The organism is Antarcticibacterium flavum (assembly GCF_006159205.1).
GTDB classification, from domain to species: Bacteria; Bacteroidota; Bacteroidia; order Flavobacteriales; family Flavobacteriaceae; genus Gillisia; species Gillisia flava.
Genome location: NZ_CP040812.1, coordinates 326,182 through 341,770, shown reverse-complemented (window position 1 = coordinate 341,770; position 15,589 = coordinate 326,182). Strand labels below are relative to the sequence as shown.

The window sequence follows — 15,589 nt, the reverse complement described above, 5'->3', positions numbered from 1 at the left end:
ACATTTTGTGCAAATGTATATAAATTTTGGCGTGTTTTTTTTCTGAAACCAATCTTTGAGTAATTATGCACTTTAATTTTTGAGCAATGAAAGTGTTGAAGTTTGGTGGAACATCTGTTGGATCTGCTGCAAGTATAAGGAACGTTAAGAATATTGTTACCGGGATAGAAGGGGAAAGGCTTTTAGTACTTTCAGCAATGTCTGGGGTGACAAATCATTTGGTACAAATAAGTGACCACTTCAGGAATAATCAAATTACTGAAGCCACAAGACTTATTGAGGAAATAAAGTACAAACATCTTAAGCTTGTAGAAGATTTACTTCCCAATGACAATTCCAGGATTAAAGAACAGGTTAATAGATTATTTGAGCAATTCACAGATATTCTTAGGCAGGAATCCTCAGAGAATGCAGAGGCCAGGATCCTTACTTTTGGAGAGAGCGTCTCTACCTATATAGTCTCAGAATATTTTGAGGCAGAGGGAATAAATAATACCCTGCTGGAAGCTAAAAAATTCATGCAGGTACCAAACCTTGAAAATCCAGATACAGACAGGGTAGGAAGACTGCTGGACCAATATCTTAAAACAAAACCCACAGCCCAGGTATACATTACCCAGGGTTTTGTACGAACAGATAAATTCAACCGAATAAATACTCTTAAGCGAGGTGGTAGCGATTTTACTGCTACCATTCTTGGAGCAGCTGTAAATGCAGAGGAGATCCAGATATGGACAGATATTGATGGTTTTCACAACAATGATCCGCGTTATGTGGAGCATACCCATCCACTTTCACACCTGTCTTTTGAGGAAGCTGCAGAACTTGCCTATTTTGGTGCCAAGATCCTTCACCCACAAACCGTATCTCCCGTAATTGACAGGAACATTCCTATTTACTTAAAAAATACCTTTACTCCTGAAGCACAGGGGACCATGATTTCCAACCAGGTAAAAAGCAGGGGGCTTAAAGCAATTTCAGCCAAGGACGGGATTACGGCAATAAAAATTAAATCCAACAGGATGTTGATGGCTCATGGATTTCTTAAAAGGATCTTTGAAGTTTTTGACACTCATGAAACGGCTATTGATATGATCACCACCTCAGAAATTGCTATTTCCCTTACCATAGATGAAAACCGAAATCTTGAGGCGATCCTGGAAAATCTTAAGGCATATGGAGAGATCACTGTTGAGACCGACCACAGCATAATATGTGTGGTAGGGGAAGGACTTATAGAGGAGAATAATACCGCAAGGCTTTTTGAGGTGTTACAGGATATCCCTGTGAGGATGATCTCCTATGGCGGGAGTATTAATAATGTGTCTCTCCTGGTTGCTACAGAGAATAAAGTGAAAACCTTGCGTGCCCTGCACACCAAGTTATTTAAGATCCCAAGCCACGCAGCAATGGCTTAAAATGCTGTACATCTGTTTTTTGTTTGTTTGGAACCACCTCTTTTGCTTTTAGAGGTGGTTTTTTAATTTTTGGAGTTTCTCGAGCTCATTTTTTAGCTCTATATATTTTGATAAAAAGTAAGTACTTTTCGAATAATGGTGCTTTAGCATGGATCCTGTAAAATTATCATTTCGGTGCTTTTCAAGATTACCCATGATGGTTTTAATCCTTGCCGTTAAGGTCTCGTGATGCTGCTCCTTATTAAATAGGTTATTTACCAAAGTAAATCCATTTCTTACAGCCTCATTCCATTTCTCTTTTGCTGTGTAAAGTGTAATAGCTTTTGCTGCAAAAGCCTCCGGTGTTGAGGCTGTGTGAATCCTCTCAAGGTAGCTACTACCCATTCCTTCTGCTCCGGCCTCTGTGGTGACAACCGGGGTGCCACAGGTCATAGCTTCGGTAAGTTTTCCTTTAAGTCCTGCTCCAAACCTAAGTGGGGCAAGACTTACTCTTGCTTTTTTTACAACCTCTGCAGCGTCCCGGACACGCCCTTTTACCAGGAAGTTTTGGCCGGGGTCATTAAGTTTTAAAATGCCTGGAGAAGGGTAGGCACCATAAATGTGCATTTGTGCCTCAGGAAGTTCTTTATGGATCAAAGGCCAAATTTTATTCTTAAGGTAATACACTGCATCCACATTTGGAGCGTGTTTAAAATTCCCAATACTTATAAAGTTCTTTCTTTCTTCAAAATCTAGAAGTTGTTGTATCTCTTCTGAAGCAAATTGCTTCTGCATAAATGGTAAATATAAAAGGAGGTTTTTGGGAACACCAAATTCATTCGACAGTAGATCTACTTCAGCTTCAGAAATAATTAAACTGAGGTCACAACGATAGATACTGGCGATCTCTCTGCGGGCAAGATCAGAATTTCTCAATGCCGATAGAGGTATTAAAGGATCTTTCAACCTTTCTTCACGAAATTTCCTAAGGAAGTGCAGGTCTTCAGTATCCAAAATGGTTAAGGCGTATGGACAACTTTGGCTAACCCGCCAGCCAAACTGCTCCTCCATCATGTACCGGTCATATACAACTATTGAAGGGGCGAGTTCTTCTACAAATTTATTAAATGAATGACTGTTGAGTTCGATTTTTTTAACTCTTATACCGTATGATTCGAGGTCCTCACTGTAAGGAGTAGGAGTGGCAGTAGTGGCGAAGGTTATTGAATAATCCTGATGCTGAAAATATTCCAGTAGCTGCATCATTCTTGTTCCTGCGGCCGATGATCCCGGCTCAGGCCATACGTATCCAATTACCAGGGCCTTTGTCATTTTTTTTTGGATAAAATTACCTTTAAATAACGAAGTTGACAAACCAATTGAAGTTATAAAATCAAAGCTGGAACCATTGCTGTTTGAGTGAAATAAAGTACAATTTTTCTCACCTGATCCTATGCATAGTCTGGGGGACCGGGGTGATTTTAGTCCAAATTAGTTTAGGAACACTATGTTTTGTCGAAGTGTGAGGATATTAGTGGCATTCAGAAATAAAGCAACTTCTAATTTCCAATAGCTGCGGGCCAGATTCTTTAACTGTAACCACGGGTTTATACCTTATATTTTTTATGCCTTTCCTCAAGAACCTTATAGTTCATATCCTTACGATTCTTAAGTACGGTTTTACCAAACCAGGTATGATAATTTTGCTTTTTCAGGAAATCCATATTGAGTTTATACCACTCCTCATCGGTATAAGTACGGTTGAAAAAATCTTCCCATTCTGCCCGTAATCTTTCGTTCCTGAAGAGATAGCTTTCAATTCCCAGGTGATAAAAATCGGCATCACATATGATCTTTTCTGCTTTGGATTTAGGTCTTTGAGGAAGTTTGGTAGCCATGATACAATCTGTCACTATATTGATCTTCGCCTCTGGATAACCTGCCTGTTTTAAATAATCCCTGGCATAAATAACGCTTTGCTCTTCATGGTCGGCATAAGTTTCAGCCATCCCGGTATCGTGGAAGAGAGCAGCAATAAGGATTGGATCAAGCTCAGATCCATAGACCTCCTCATACTGTGCTATAGTCTTGGAATAGCGGTACACCTCTTTGGTATGCTCCACACTGTGAAACGGCAGCGATTTACAACGACTATTCTCCAGCAGCCCAATACAATGATCATAGGTCTCAGAAAGCAACCCAGATCTACTTAAACCTTTTAAGAAATTGAATGCCATTCGAGGGAATATAATATATTTAAACTATGATTAATTTCTGATTTTCAGGGATTTGTGCTTAGGTTGCAAAACACCCGGAAGCATTTTAACCTGATTCTAAATTTACAAGTTTTAAGCGGATACATAAATTTCTGCACCACTTTAACCTTTTATTATGCTATTGATGCCGGTGCTACTGCCAATACATACTTTGTAGTAGGATTATCGTTTCTTCCAGTCCTCTTTGGACCTAAAAATTTCTTAAACCGCATGCGATTGCGTGGAGATTTCCTAATTTGGAGAAAAAGATAGTATGAGCAGAGGATTTGTTAAAGAGGATGACCAGGAAGAGGCACCATTTATACCACCACGTGCAGCGTTGCCACCGGGGGTAATTAATTATGTCACCCCTGCAGGGTATGAGCAATTACAGGCAGAAAGAAAACAGCTTGAGAACCAGTTGTCCAATCTTAATATTGAAGACGAAAAAGAAAAGCGCCATACCCGGGCAGTCTTAACGGGAAAACTCAATCTTCTTAATGAGCGCCTAAACTCTGCCCGCGTCCTGGATCCTGCCGAGCAGCCTTTGGATGAAGTGCGGTTTGGGGCTACGGTAACTTTTGAAGTTATTGCGGGGGAGCAAATAGGTACGGTTAACAGGTTCCAACTGGTAGGAGTTGATGAGGCCGATATAAAATTACACAAAATAGCATTTGTGGCTCCCCTTGCCCGTGCCCTTACCGGAAAAAAAATGGGAGAGGTCGCAGAATTTAAAAGAGGGCCTGCAGTACAGGAATTCCGCATCACGAAAATTGAATACGACCTCACCTCAGAAAATTAATCCTCTGCAGGTGAAAGTGTAAACTCCAAATCATCCATTAACTAAGTAGCTCTATCTATCAAGATCCATTTTCCCTAAAATATCCTATCTTGAAAACCAATTCAATTTTTAGCACCTATGGTCTATATTTTAAGCGGAGTTTCAGGGGTGGGTAAAACAACAATTGGGTTGTTGCTCTCTGCCCGCCTGGATTTGCCTTTCTATGATGCCGATGATTTTCACCCCAGGGAGAATGTAGAAAAAATGGCAGCCGGGAATCCTTTAAATGATGAAGACCGCGCCACCTGGCTGGAAACCCTGGCTGAGAAAATCCAGGAATGGAATGCCAATGGGGGAGCGGTCCTGGCTTGCTCTGCCCTTAAAGAAAAGTATCGCCGACAACTACAAACAATCCCTGAAAAAGAGTTGCAATGGATCTTTTTACATTCAGATTATGAGGTGATTCTGCAAAGGCTCTCTAACCGCAGCGGACATTATTTCAAGCCCTCTCTCTTGCAGTCCCAATATGAAACTTTGGAGACGCCGGAATATGGTCTGCATATAAATGTAGATAAACCCGAAGAAAATATCCTGGAAGAGATCATGCAGGAGGTTAAGAAGGAAAAACCCGAAATTGGATTACTTGGCCTGGGAGTAATGGGGAAAAGCCTGGCAGTAAATATGGCTTCAAAAGGAGTTCATGTCGCTGTCTTTAACCGCCACGTGGAAAAACTGGAGGTGGATATTGCCAAGAATTTTGCAGCAGAATATGCAGGTGATTTTAGCTTTCCGTGGTTTGATGATCTCTCATCTTTCGTAAAATCCCTAAGCAGGCCCAGGAATATCCTTTTAATGGTAAATGCGGGGAAGACAGTGGATATTGTCATAGACGGGCTTCTGCCTTTCCTTGAAGAAGAGGACCTGATAATAGACGGCGGGAACTCCCATTACAAAGACACCTCCCGTCGTGAAAAGGAGCTTTTGAAGAAAGGGATTCTCTTCCTGGGAGCAGGAATTTCAGGGGGAGAGGAAGGAGCAAAAAAAGGCCCTTCCATTATGCCGGGAGGATCCAAAAAAGCTTATGACCGGGCAGGGAAATACCTGGAAATGATCGCCGCCCGGGACCGCAAGGGAGATGCGTGTTGTGCCTACACAGGACCTGAAGGTTCCGGCCACTTCATAAAAATGCTCCATAACGGGATCGAATACGGGGAAATGCAATTGATAGCCGAATTCTACCATTATTTCAGGTTCGCCTATAATTTCACTCCTGAAAAGATTTCGGCAATTTTCGTCGACTGGAATAAGGAGATGAGGAGTTATCTTCTGGAAATTTCAGCCGATATACTTCTTAAAAAAGAAGAAGAGGGTTTCCTTATTGACAAGATCCTGGATGCAGCCAAACAAAAAGGTACCGGCGGCTGGTCTACCAATGCTGCCCTGGAACTGGGAGTTCCTTTTGATACAATTACAGCGGCGGTGATGGCTCGAAATATTTCAGCTATAAAAGAAGAGCGGGAAAAGGCTGCCTGGCTGTATCACAATCCTTCAGCAGAAAAAAAGACACAGCAACAGAATTTTTCCGACCTGTTTTCTGCATACAAAAGCGCGAGTATTATTAATCACGCTATAGGCTTCAGCTTATTATCTGCAGCTTCCAAAGAATATGACTGGAATTTAAATCTTTCAGAAATCTCGAGGATCTGGACCAACGGGTGTATCATACGCTCTGCCTTTATGGAGGAACTTATAAAGATCTTCAGGGAGGTTCCAGATGAAAATCTGCTGCTTCACCCAAAAATTGTTCAGCGACTTAAGGATTATAGAGGGGCTCATAGACTTGTTGCCCGGGAGGCAATAGAAATGGGATTTCCTATGCCGGTTCTCCTTGCGGCACAAATTTATTTCCTGGGATACACCTCCGGGCAATCTTCTGCCAATATGATCCAGGCGCAACGGGATTATTTTGGGGCACATACTTATGAACGAACTGATAAACCGCGCGGAGACTTTTTTCATACCGAATGGAAACCTGAGCTTTAATGGATATACAATTACTTACGGCAGTCCTTGCCGGGATAGCCCTTTTATTATTTTTAATACTGCGTTTAAAGATCCAGGCATTTCTTGCCCTGCTCATTGTATGTATTGCGGTTGGGATCATTGCGGGAATGCCTGCAACAGAGATCCTGGATACTATGCGACAGGGGATGGGCAGCACCCTGGGATTTGTAGCAACAGTAGTAGGTCTTGGTGCACTCTTTGGCGGGATCCTGGAACAGTCTGGCGGTGCGCAACGGCTGGCGTCTTTTATGCTAAAGAGAACAGGGGAGAAGAATGCCCCCTGGGCCATGATGGTCACCGGTTTTGCAGTAGCGATCCCTGTATTTTTTGATGTGGCTTTTATAATCCTGGTACCTATCACTTATGCGCTTAGCAAGCGTACAGGTAAATCCCTGCTTTTGTATGCTATTCCTTTACTGGCAGGACTTGCTATTACTCACGCTTTTATTCCTCCCACACCCGGGCCTATTGCGGTGGCAGATATCCTGGGTGCCGACCTGGGTTGGGTGATCCTGTTCGGGTTTTTCGCGGGATTGCCTGCGGCTGTGCTTGCAGGTCCTGTGTATGCACGCTTCCTGGCAAAGAAAATACATATAGAACCACAGGTTTTTGAGGAGAAGGAAGATTATAATGAAGCTACAGCACCTTCGCCATCACTTATCATCTCCATAATTTTGATCCCCATACTTCTCATAGTGGCGAACACGCTCCTGGGGAGCCCATTGTTTGACGAAATGGCTATTCCAGCCGGAGTACATTATGCCGTAGAACTGCTGGGGCATCCCTTTACAGCTCTTATAATTGCCAATCTTATCGCCTGGTATTTCCTGGGAGTGAGACGGGGAATGCAGAAGGAATATTTATTAAAAGTCGCTACCAAATCGTTCCAGGCTGCGGGAATAATTATCCTCCTTACCGGTGCAGGTGGAGCGTTCAAGGAGATATTGATCAATACCGGTGCTGGCGAAATGATCGCCGAAGGATTGAATGACACATTTTTTAATCCGCTGGTATTTGGTTTCATAGTCGCGGCCCTTGTGCGGGTGCTACAGGGATCCTCAACAGTTGCAATGATCACCGCTGCCGGGATCACAGCTCCTGTTCTCACAGAAGGATTGTACAGTGTACAGCAAATTTCTGTAATAGTGATCGCCATAGCATCTGGCGCTACAATCCTGTCTCACGTGAATGACAGTGGATTTTGGCTGGTGGGACAATACCTGGGTCTTACAGAAAAACAAACCTTCAGGTCCTGGAGTATCATGACAACTATCATAGCATTTGTAGGCCTGGTGATGTCCCTGCTAATGTGGTATCTTATTTAATGATTAATTTCCTAACTTAAGCCTATAATTAACTCCTATGAAAAAAAGTTATTCTACAATTCTCGAACTGCCGCAAGTGGACTTTGGCCTGCTCATATTTCGCCTGGGTATCTCGGGTCTAATGCTTACCCACGGCATCCCAAAGCTTATCACCTTCTTTGGAAGTGAACCTATTACTTTTGCAGACCCTATAGGCATTGGGGAAGTGGCAAGCTTTACCTTTGCTGTCTTTGCTGAGTTTGTTTGTTCCATCCTGGTGATCCTGGGACTTGGAACTCGTCTGGCGGTTATACCACTTATTGCAACTATGGCAGTCGCAGCATTGATTGTCCACTGGACAGATGGATTTGGAAGTCAGGAACTACCTCTTTTATTTCTATTTGGTTACCTTCTCTTATTTTTTACTGGCGGCGGAAAATACTCCCTGGACTGGTATATTTTATCCTCTAAGAAAAAGTAATTTTTTATTGCTGAAGGTCTTTTTTATTTCTTAACACTTGTTAGGGAAAGGATATCCCTGTTTTGGAGTAACTTATTTTCCTGAAATAGCTAAAGCTGAAATTAAGGAAGAATGAAAAAATACGGGTTACTAATTAATTTACATGCCAAAGAAGGTAAGGAAATGGAAGTGCACAACTACATACAGGAAGCCGTGAACCTTGCGAGAAGGGAACACGGGACGATCTCCTGGTATTCTTACAGGATTGATAAAACTACCTTTGGCATCTTTGATACTTTTGAAAATGAAGAAGGCCGGGAGGCACATCTCCAGGGAGAGATAGCCGGCGGACTTTTAGAACGGGCACCAGATTTCCTTAGCGAGGAACCCGAGATAAAAAAGGTGGAGATCCTCTCTGCTGTCTAATACCCGGCATTGAGTTAAATGTTTACTGCAAAGCGAATTCTTTTTCCTTTTCAGGCTTCATAATTATAATAATGATATTTCCCAGAAGAGACTTTTTAAAGAAAACGGGACTACTTGCCGCCGCAGGTATGATCCCCGGCAGCCTTTCCTCATTCTCCCCTGCAGCTGTGCCTTTACAACAAAATAGATCATTCCTTATAAACAATGCTCACATTCTTACTATGGATCCTACCCTGGGAGAAGTGAAAGGGTCTATCCTGGTGGAAAATGGAGAAATAAAGGCTGTGGGGGAAAAGTTATCTACTCCTGGTGGAATCCATCAAATTGACGGTTCAAACTGTATAGTAATGCCGGGATTCATTGATTGCCATTGGCATTTGTGGACTTCCCTGCTGCGCAGTATGTCTGGTAATACAGAAGAAACAGGTTATTTTCCAATGACCGCTCGCTATTCCAAACATTACACCGTACAGGACATGGCTGTCGCTACCCGCTATGCGGCAGCAGAGGCCATTTTCTCAGGCATCACCACTGTCACAGATTATAATCATAATGCCCGGGGAGTGGAATACGTAATGGCCGGGTGCGAGGTGCTCGCAGATATGGGCTTAAGAGCGAGGGTAGAATACAGCGGCTATAGAAATCGTCCTGCAGATAAACCTACAGATTTTGAAGGGATCGGAGAAGTATTACAACAGTTGCTAAATAATGAAAAGTTCGAGCTTCTTAAACTTGGGCTGGGTTCAAGGGGGGCAGGTTATAAAGACCTTGAAAACGACTGGAGACGGGCAAGGGAGTTGGGTATGGGAATTTCTATACACGCCAGTTCCAACCGGGAACAGGTAGGCCAGATCATGCAACTGCATAACAGAGGCCTTCTTGGGAAGGACATAAATATTATTCATGGCAATGCTATAACTTCTGAAGAACTGGATGCTGTAGCAAAAGCCGGGGCATCCGTTACAATGACTCCTTTTTCTGAAATGCGCATTGGTTTTGGCCTTCCACCTCAAAATAAACTCATTAAGGCCGGTATCAATACATCCCTGGGAGTGGATACTACAGCCCTTAGTGGGAATGCAGATTTCTTTGGTATTATGAAAGTGATACAAAACCTTGCAAATGCTGTGGCAGAAGATGAATTCTTCCTTAGTTCCCAGCAGGTACTGGAGATGGCTACAATAAACGCTGCCCGCACTCTTGGAATTGACCATATTACAGGATCCTTAATTCCGGGTAAAAGAGCAGACCTTATTATGCTGCGTCGCAATGATCTAAACTTTTCCACAGGAAACCGCGAAAAGAACCTGATGATAGAAGCCTCGCAACCTCAAAATGTAGATCTTGTGGCTATAGACGGAAAGATCTTAAAGGAAAATGGCCTGTTATTGGCAACTGATGTTAAAGGCCTGGTTAATGAAGCTGAAGAAGCATTCCATAGAATACACAGGGAAGCAAACAGGTAATAAAAAACCGGGCTACTGCCCGGTTTGGCTGGTTAGGCTTATTTCGTGGGAGGGACTTCCCGATCCGGATTTGGATGGTCCCTTTTCTTTTCCTCATCTTTCCTCACCCCACGTTCGTTATACTGGTTGTTCTCCTCATCTGGAAGATCTGTTCCTCCATGGGTGGTATCGCTTTCAGCCTGCCCGGGAATATCAAGATCTTTTCCTGTAAAATCCACCGGTCTCTTTCTTTCTGAAAGTGGTTTGTCCTGTCCCTGGTCCATACTTAAACCTTCATCATGTAAAGCCTGCCTGTCCTCTTTATTTATATTAGGATCATAGGGGAGGTCATGCTGTTCCATATTATCTGTTTCCCTAATAGGCTTATTGGCTTTTGGCCTTCGGGTTTTGCTTATTGTCTTATCCGTTTCTTTTTTCTCTTTCTCGCTCATGATTTCTATCTTTATTTAAATTTAAAAAATAGTAGGGCCAATAGCACATTCTCCCGGTTAAATTCTAGTTAAGATTGCCCGGGGTTTATTAATGACCCATAAAACATTGTTGTCCTGTGAAAGAGTCTAGACCGGTTCCGCTGCTAGAATATAGAAACTGGACTAAAATATATATCTATGGAAATCAGCGATTTGCTTAATTTTAAAAAGCGTGAATTTTCTTAAACTATTTAGATCCAAAACCACCCCCTGGTTGATGTTGAAATATCCTCTGACTATATAAATAAAGGCTTTACGAGAGTTTCACATATTTTAATCGGACGCCAGTAAACAATGAAAAATAAATTTGATCCTTTTGATATGAAAAAGTCTTCTGTTTTTTACGTTATATTCCTTTTTTTCCTTTTTCTCCTGTTTCCTCTTAACAACTTAAATGCACAGGTGGAAAAGGATTCGCCTCTTTTTCTCACTCTCAAGAAAAATGACAGCCTCTTATTTGAACAGGGCTATAATAGTTGTGATATTAAAGTTTTCGAGGAACTCGTAAGCCCAGATTTTGAATTTTATCACGATAAGGGTGGAATCACTGCGTCAAAAGAAGACTTCCTGGAATCTGTAAGAATGGGAATTTGTAAACCGGGTTCCTCCAAAGATCCACGAATACTTTTACCTGAAAGTGTGGAAGTTTTTCCACTCTATGATAATGGGGTACTTTATGCAGCTATTCAAAAGGGCATGCATATGTTTGGAAATACAACTGCAAGGTTTACTCACCTGTGGGTTAAAGAAGCAAACGGGTGGAAGGTTTCCCGGGTGTTAAGTTATGATCATATAGAGGATTAATCAATACAAATAAAAAAGGGCAAGCCAACCGGCCTGCCCTTTTTTTGTATGTATGATATTATCTCACTGCTCAGATTCCAGCAAAGCAAAGAATTTATCAAGATTTGGAAGAATTACAATACGTGTTCTTCTGTTTTGTGCTCTTCCTTCTTTTGTATCATTTTCTGAAAGTGGCGCATAGCTACTTCTACCTGAAGCGATCAATTTAGCAGGATCTACATTGTATTTATCCTGAAGGATCCTCACAATAGAGGTTGCTCTTCTAACACTAAGATCCCAGTTATCCTGAAGGTGAGAACCAGGAACCATGGTTTGAGAATCTGTATGTCCCTCAACCATAACTTCCATACTTGGTTCAGAATTAATTACATCTGCAAGTTTTTGCAACAGGTTGTTTGCTTTGCTGCTCACCCTGTAGCTACCGCTGTTGAATAATAATTTATCTGAAACGTTGATCATTACAACCGTCTTATCCACGGTAATATCCACGTCATCACTCTCTGAGTCGTCAGAGATAGATTGCTTTAAATTATAAGAAACCGCAAGGTTTATAGAATCTTCCAGGGTTCTTGCCTCAGCAAGTTCTGCAGGATCTACTTTCTTAAGGGTTTCACGCATTTTGCGCTTGTTGTTGGTAGACATGGCAGTAAGATCATTCATTTCCAGCCTGTCGTCATTAGACTCCTGCAGGGAATTTATCCTGGCATTATAATCGGCCACCCGAGCCTCAATAGCATCAAGCTTTCTTTGAGCCTCTTCCTTTTCCATTGCAGTACGCTGCAAATTAGATTGGGTGTTGGATAATTCTGTTTCCAGTTCTGTATACTTCTTTTTGGAAACACATGAAGTTAATATCCCTGCGGACATTATTGCTAATAATACTGTTTTTTTCATTTTAATAGTTTTTAAAGTTAGGTTCGCTATTTAGTTGGTTAATGAACCTTAGGTATAGAAGCGATAATAATGCCAGTACCCGTGGTTCCTAAAAAAGGTAAGAGGCCTGAAAGCCTATTTGACTTGCAAAGCCTGCTCTTCCTGCCTCACAATGTAGGATTTATGTTAAATGGAACACTATAAAAAAATGCTAAATTTCAGTTTCATTGTCCGCGCTCTAAGACCCCACAGCCAAGTGAAGATGGGGAAAAATGCAATAAAAGTGTGAATATTTGCCACAGTTTTTACTTTGAGTACATTTAAAGAAATTCAGCTTCATTATTCGAAATCTATCACTATTATTATGGGTTAAATAATTGAAATTTAATGGTTTAATGACCAATTTGTTGTAAATTCCAGCCTGTTTTTTAGAAAGATCAAAATCAAATTAATATGAAAAGGAAAAATGAAATGAGGAGTATTATTATGGTCCTGTTACTCACACTGGTAATGACAGGATGCAGTGGAACAGATAATGACGATCTTCCAGACCCTGCGGAAGGAATTGAGAACCCCGGCGAAAATGAACCAGATCCAGACCCGGATCCTGACCCAGATACAGGGGAAGGAGCTGTTTTTATTCTCATTGACGAGGAAAGTATAGACAATGGTAATGAACCCAATAATTTTTCAGAAACCGATGTAAATGACCAACTTGCTGAAGTGGGTTTGAGGCAACCCCTGGATTATTTTGAGAATAATATAGGGGAGGAGATCGAACTATATACAGGCCAGGTAGGGGATGAGGGATGGTTTGCTTTTACTGCAATTTCTTCCAGCTGGGTGAGCGCAGGACCTACACAATTGGGAGCACGAAATTTTATTGAAGCTGGTCCAGGCCTTGGGCAGGATGGCAGTGAAGACCTCCTGGATGAGGTTCCAGATGTGATACCTTTACGGGCTACAGGATTAGCTATGTTAACAGGACAAACTGTTCTGGCGGTGGTGTATGACAGTGATATAAGCATAAATTATGATCCAATTGAAGCAAACCTGCAGGGGGATAATTTGGGGATTGTGGCGTTCGAAATTCTGGAGGTAAATGCACGTACAGGAGGATCAGATTCAGATCTCCCTGTAGTAAGGGTTTTAATAAAGGATGCCGGGGAAATAGCTGCAGGGGATCTTTTATTGTTCAGTAATCCACCAATCCCTGAATCATCATCTGAACCTGAAGATATTACACCACCATCCAATGTACCGGATATTGTGGTGATCGAAGCAAATTAAAAATTTTAATGCATTGTTGTCCGCTAAAAGAGTCTAGACCGCTCTGCTACTAGAATATAGAACCAAGACTAAAATCTGACTGCCTGAAAAGTAGTTACTTAAATTTTGCTACCTAACTTGAAATTTCCTAAAACATTTTAGATCCAAAACCACCCCCTGGTTGCAGGTGAAATGTCCCCTAACTATAAATAGCAAGGTTTAACGCACATTCACCTATTTTTAATCGGAATCCGGACACCAATGATTTTAATGTTGCAATTTTGTACCGTAAGACAGATCCCCGGCATCACCAAGCCCGGGAACAATATAACCAAGGTCATTAAGATCCTCATCGATGGTTGCGATCCACAAGTGTGTATCCCGGGGAAAATGACGTGACACAAAATCAACTCCTGGTCTTGCGCCAATTATGGAGACCAAATGTATTTTAGCAGGTGTTCCCATAGGTTTTAGAGCTTCAAAAACATTCACAAAAGAACCGCCGGTTGCCAACATAGGATCTGCCAGGATGACTGTCTTTCCTTCAAGAGAGGGAGAAGCCAGATATTCAACCTTAATTTCAAACTCCTTTTCAGAAATATGGTGACGATAGGCAGATATGAATGTATTCTCGGCAGTATCAAAATAACTAAGTATCCCATTATGCAGGGGAAGCCCGGCACGAAGGATAGAGCATATGACTATTTGTTCATTAAGTTCATAAGTTATTGCCTTTCCCAGGGGTGTGGTTATGCTTTTTTCTTTATAGGTAAGGCTTTTGCTAAGTTCAAATGCCAGGATCTCGCCGAGCCTCTCAATATTTCTGCGAAAGCGCATCTGGTCTTTTTGAATATTGATATCCCGTAGTTCTGCTATGAATTTTGATGCAATGGAATGTTGCTCTAGTAAGTGGTGGATCTCCATATAGAAGCTGCTTATTTTTTTAATTTATGCTGTTGCGTAAGGCTTTTGAAACTTCCCCCTATATTTAACCGGAGTTAAACCGTAAATTTTTTGAAGGTATTCCTAAAAGCTTTGTTGTCATTATAGCCCACAAGATACATCACTTCATTTATATTTTTGAATCCAGATTCCAATTCCTTTTTGGCTGCCTCAATTTTTACCCGTTGTATATACTCTGTAACAGTATTTGCAGTTGCTTTTTTGAATCGGCGTTCCAAACTTCTGCGGCTTAAAGCAAATTTTGGCGCCAGGGATCGCACCTCGATCTTTTTGTTGAAATTCTGCTCAATGTATTCCTGCACTTTTCGAACCGGACGATCCTCATGTTCCCGCTGCCCACTGAAAATTATAAATGGGGACTGGCTGGATTTATCAATATCTATCATGAAGGTCTTTGAGATAAGAATAGCCATCTCCCTGCCTGCATATTTTTCTATAAGGTATAACAACAGGTTAAGATAAGAATAGGCCCCGCCACTGGTATATATACCGCCATCATCTGTAAGTATTTTGTCATCTACTAGCTGAACGTTAGGGAATTGTTTCCTGAAATCCCCTGCATGTATCCAGTGGGTAGCACATTGTTTGCCGTCCAGCAATCCAGTGGAGGCAAGGAAGAAGGCCCCCACGCATAAACTTGCAATTTCTGCACCGGCGGCATATTGGCCAGTGATCCAGGGAACAAAATCCTTATTCTCCTCGTATGCTTTTTTTTGGTCACCGTGAATGGCCGGGATAATAATGAGATCGGTTTTATCAACCTGCCCGGTGAGTTTACCCGGGTTTACTGTAAAAAGACCGGTACTCTGCTTGGTTTCCCTGCTAAGCCCAACCAACTCTATCTTAAACGCAGGTTCCTTGCCCTGCTGCTTTAAAAATTGGTTTACCTGGTTAAAGACCTGGTGAGACCCTTCAATATTGACCAGACTGGTGTGGCCGTAAGGTATGAGTATGGATATATGTTTCATGTTTCCTGAATTATATGAAACTTCAATAATTATACTTCCTGAGAAGGTAAAATAAAGATACTCAATGTTTTTGTCGCAATCAACCCTTT

General features: G+C 41.8%; 15 protein-coding genes. 9 read left to right on the top strand and 6 right to left on the bottom strand.

Annotation, left to right across the window (positions count from 1 at the left end; genetic code table 11):
- Nucleotides 1–86: 86 nt before the first annotated feature.
- On the top strand, nucleotides 87–1,418 hold the full coding sequence (locus tag FHG64_RS01590; protein WP_139064769.1) for an aspartate kinase: 1,332 nt from the start codon (nucleotides 87–89) through the stop codon (nucleotides 1,416–1,418).
- A 48-nt stretch (nucleotides 1,419–1,466) separates the two neighbouring features.
- Here FHG64_RS01590 and FHG64_RS01585 read toward each other — a convergent pair whose 3' ends face one another.
- Nucleotides 1,467–2,729 carry a glycosyltransferase gene (locus FHG64_RS01585; protein ID WP_139064768.1) on the bottom strand — a complete coding sequence of 421 codons (1,263 nt, stop codon included), beginning with the start codon at nucleotides 2,727–2,729 and terminating at the stop codon, nucleotides 1,467–1,469.
- 275 nt (nucleotides 2,730–3,004) lie between these two features.
- Nucleotides 3,005–3,634 carry an HD domain-containing protein gene (locus FHG64_RS01580; protein WP_139064767.1) on the bottom strand — a complete coding sequence of 210 codons (630 nt, stop codon included), beginning with the start codon at nucleotides 3,632–3,634 and terminating at the stop codon, nucleotides 3,005–3,007.
- Between the two features lie 292 nt (nucleotides 3,635–3,926).
- On the opposite strand from FHG64_RS01580, the gene FHG64_RS01575 reads away from it, so the two are divergent.
- The 6 genes from FHG64_RS01575 (at nucleotide 3,927) to FHG64_RS01550 (ending at nucleotide 10,153) form a co-directional block, all read left to right on the top strand.
- Complete coding sequence (locus tag FHG64_RS01575; RefSeq protein ID WP_139064766.1) at nucleotides 3,927–4,454, top strand: GreA/GreB family elongation factor; 528 nt, start codon at nucleotides 3,927–3,929, stop codon at nucleotides 4,452–4,454.
- A gap of 117 nt (nucleotides 4,455–4,571) precedes the next feature.
- Entirely contained in the window at nucleotides 4,572–6,476 is a 1,905-nt protein-coding gene (gnd, locus tag FHG64_RS01570) for a decarboxylating NADP(+)-dependent phosphogluconate dehydrogenase (protein ID WP_139064765.1), read from the top strand.
- Nucleotides 6,476–7,822: a GntP family permease gene (locus FHG64_RS01565; protein WP_139064764.1), complete on the top strand. Its 1,347-nt coding sequence runs from the start codon at nucleotides 6,476–6,478 to the stop codon at nucleotides 7,820–7,822. The genes gnd and FHG64_RS01565 overlap by 1 nt, the downstream gene beginning before the upstream one ends.
- Before the next feature lie 37 nt (nucleotides 7,823–7,859).
- Nucleotides 7,860–8,282: a DoxX family protein gene (locus tag FHG64_RS01560; RefSeq protein ID WP_139064763.1), complete on the top strand. Its 423-nt coding sequence runs from the start codon at nucleotides 7,860–7,862 to the stop codon at nucleotides 8,280–8,282.
- A 111-nt stretch (nucleotides 8,283–8,393) separates the two neighbouring features.
- The gene (locus tag FHG64_RS01555; protein ID WP_139064762.1) at nucleotides 8,394–8,687 is read left to right on the top strand and encodes a putative quinol monooxygenase; all 294 of its coding nucleotides are present in this window, start codon (nucleotides 8,394–8,396) and stop codon (nucleotides 8,685–8,687) included.
- Between the two features lie 71 nt (nucleotides 8,688–8,758).
- Entirely contained in the window at nucleotides 8,759–10,153 is a 1,395-nt protein-coding gene (locus FHG64_RS01550) for an amidohydrolase family protein (protein ID WP_139064761.1), read from the top strand.
- A 38-nt stretch (nucleotides 10,154–10,191) separates the two neighbouring features.
- Here FHG64_RS01550 and FHG64_RS01545 read toward each other — a convergent pair whose 3' ends face one another.
- Nucleotides 10,192–10,584, bottom strand: coding sequence for a hypothetical protein (locus FHG64_RS01545; protein ID WP_139064760.1), 393 nt, complete (start codon nucleotides 10,582–10,584; stop codon nucleotides 10,192–10,194).
- A 333-nt stretch (nucleotides 10,585–10,917) separates the two neighbouring features.
- Here FHG64_RS01545 and FHG64_RS01540 point away from each other — a divergent pair, with 333 nt between their 5' ends.
- The gene (locus FHG64_RS01540; RefSeq protein ID WP_246054239.1) at nucleotides 10,918–11,427 is read left to right on the top strand and encodes a nuclear transport factor 2 family protein; all 510 of its coding nucleotides are present in this window, start codon (nucleotides 10,918–10,920) and stop codon (nucleotides 11,425–11,427) included.
- A gap of 63 nt (nucleotides 11,428–11,490) precedes the next feature.
- Here FHG64_RS01540 and FHG64_RS01535 read toward each other — a convergent pair whose 3' ends face one another.
- Entirely contained in the window at nucleotides 11,491–12,321 is an 831-nt protein-coding gene (locus tag FHG64_RS01535) for an OmpA family protein (RefSeq protein WP_139064759.1), read from the bottom strand.
- 432 nt (nucleotides 12,322–12,753) lie between these two features.
- Between FHG64_RS01535 and FHG64_RS01530 the strand changes: the two genes are divergently transcribed.
- The gene (locus FHG64_RS01530) at nucleotides 12,754–13,590 is read left to right on the top strand and encodes a hypothetical protein (RefSeq protein ID WP_218937541.1); all 837 of its coding nucleotides are present in this window, start codon (nucleotides 12,754–12,756) and stop codon (nucleotides 13,588–13,590) included.
- 246 nt (nucleotides 13,591–13,836) lie between these two features.
- On the opposite strand, the gene upp is transcribed toward FHG64_RS01530, so the two are convergent.
- Together upp and FHG64_RS01520 are read right to left on the bottom strand one after the other, a co-directional pair.
- Nucleotides 13,837–14,493, bottom strand: a complete 657-nt coding sequence (gene upp / locus FHG64_RS01525) for a uracil phosphoribosyltransferase (RefSeq protein ID WP_139064758.1) — start codon at nucleotides 14,491–14,493, stop codon at nucleotides 13,837–13,839.
- Between the two features lie 74 nt (nucleotides 14,494–14,567).
- On the bottom strand, nucleotides 14,568–15,500 hold the full coding sequence (locus tag FHG64_RS01520) for a GlxA family transcriptional regulator (protein ID WP_218937540.1): 933 nt from the start codon (nucleotides 15,498–15,500) through the stop codon (nucleotides 14,568–14,570).
- Between the last annotated feature and the right edge of the window lie 89 nt (nucleotides 15,501–15,589).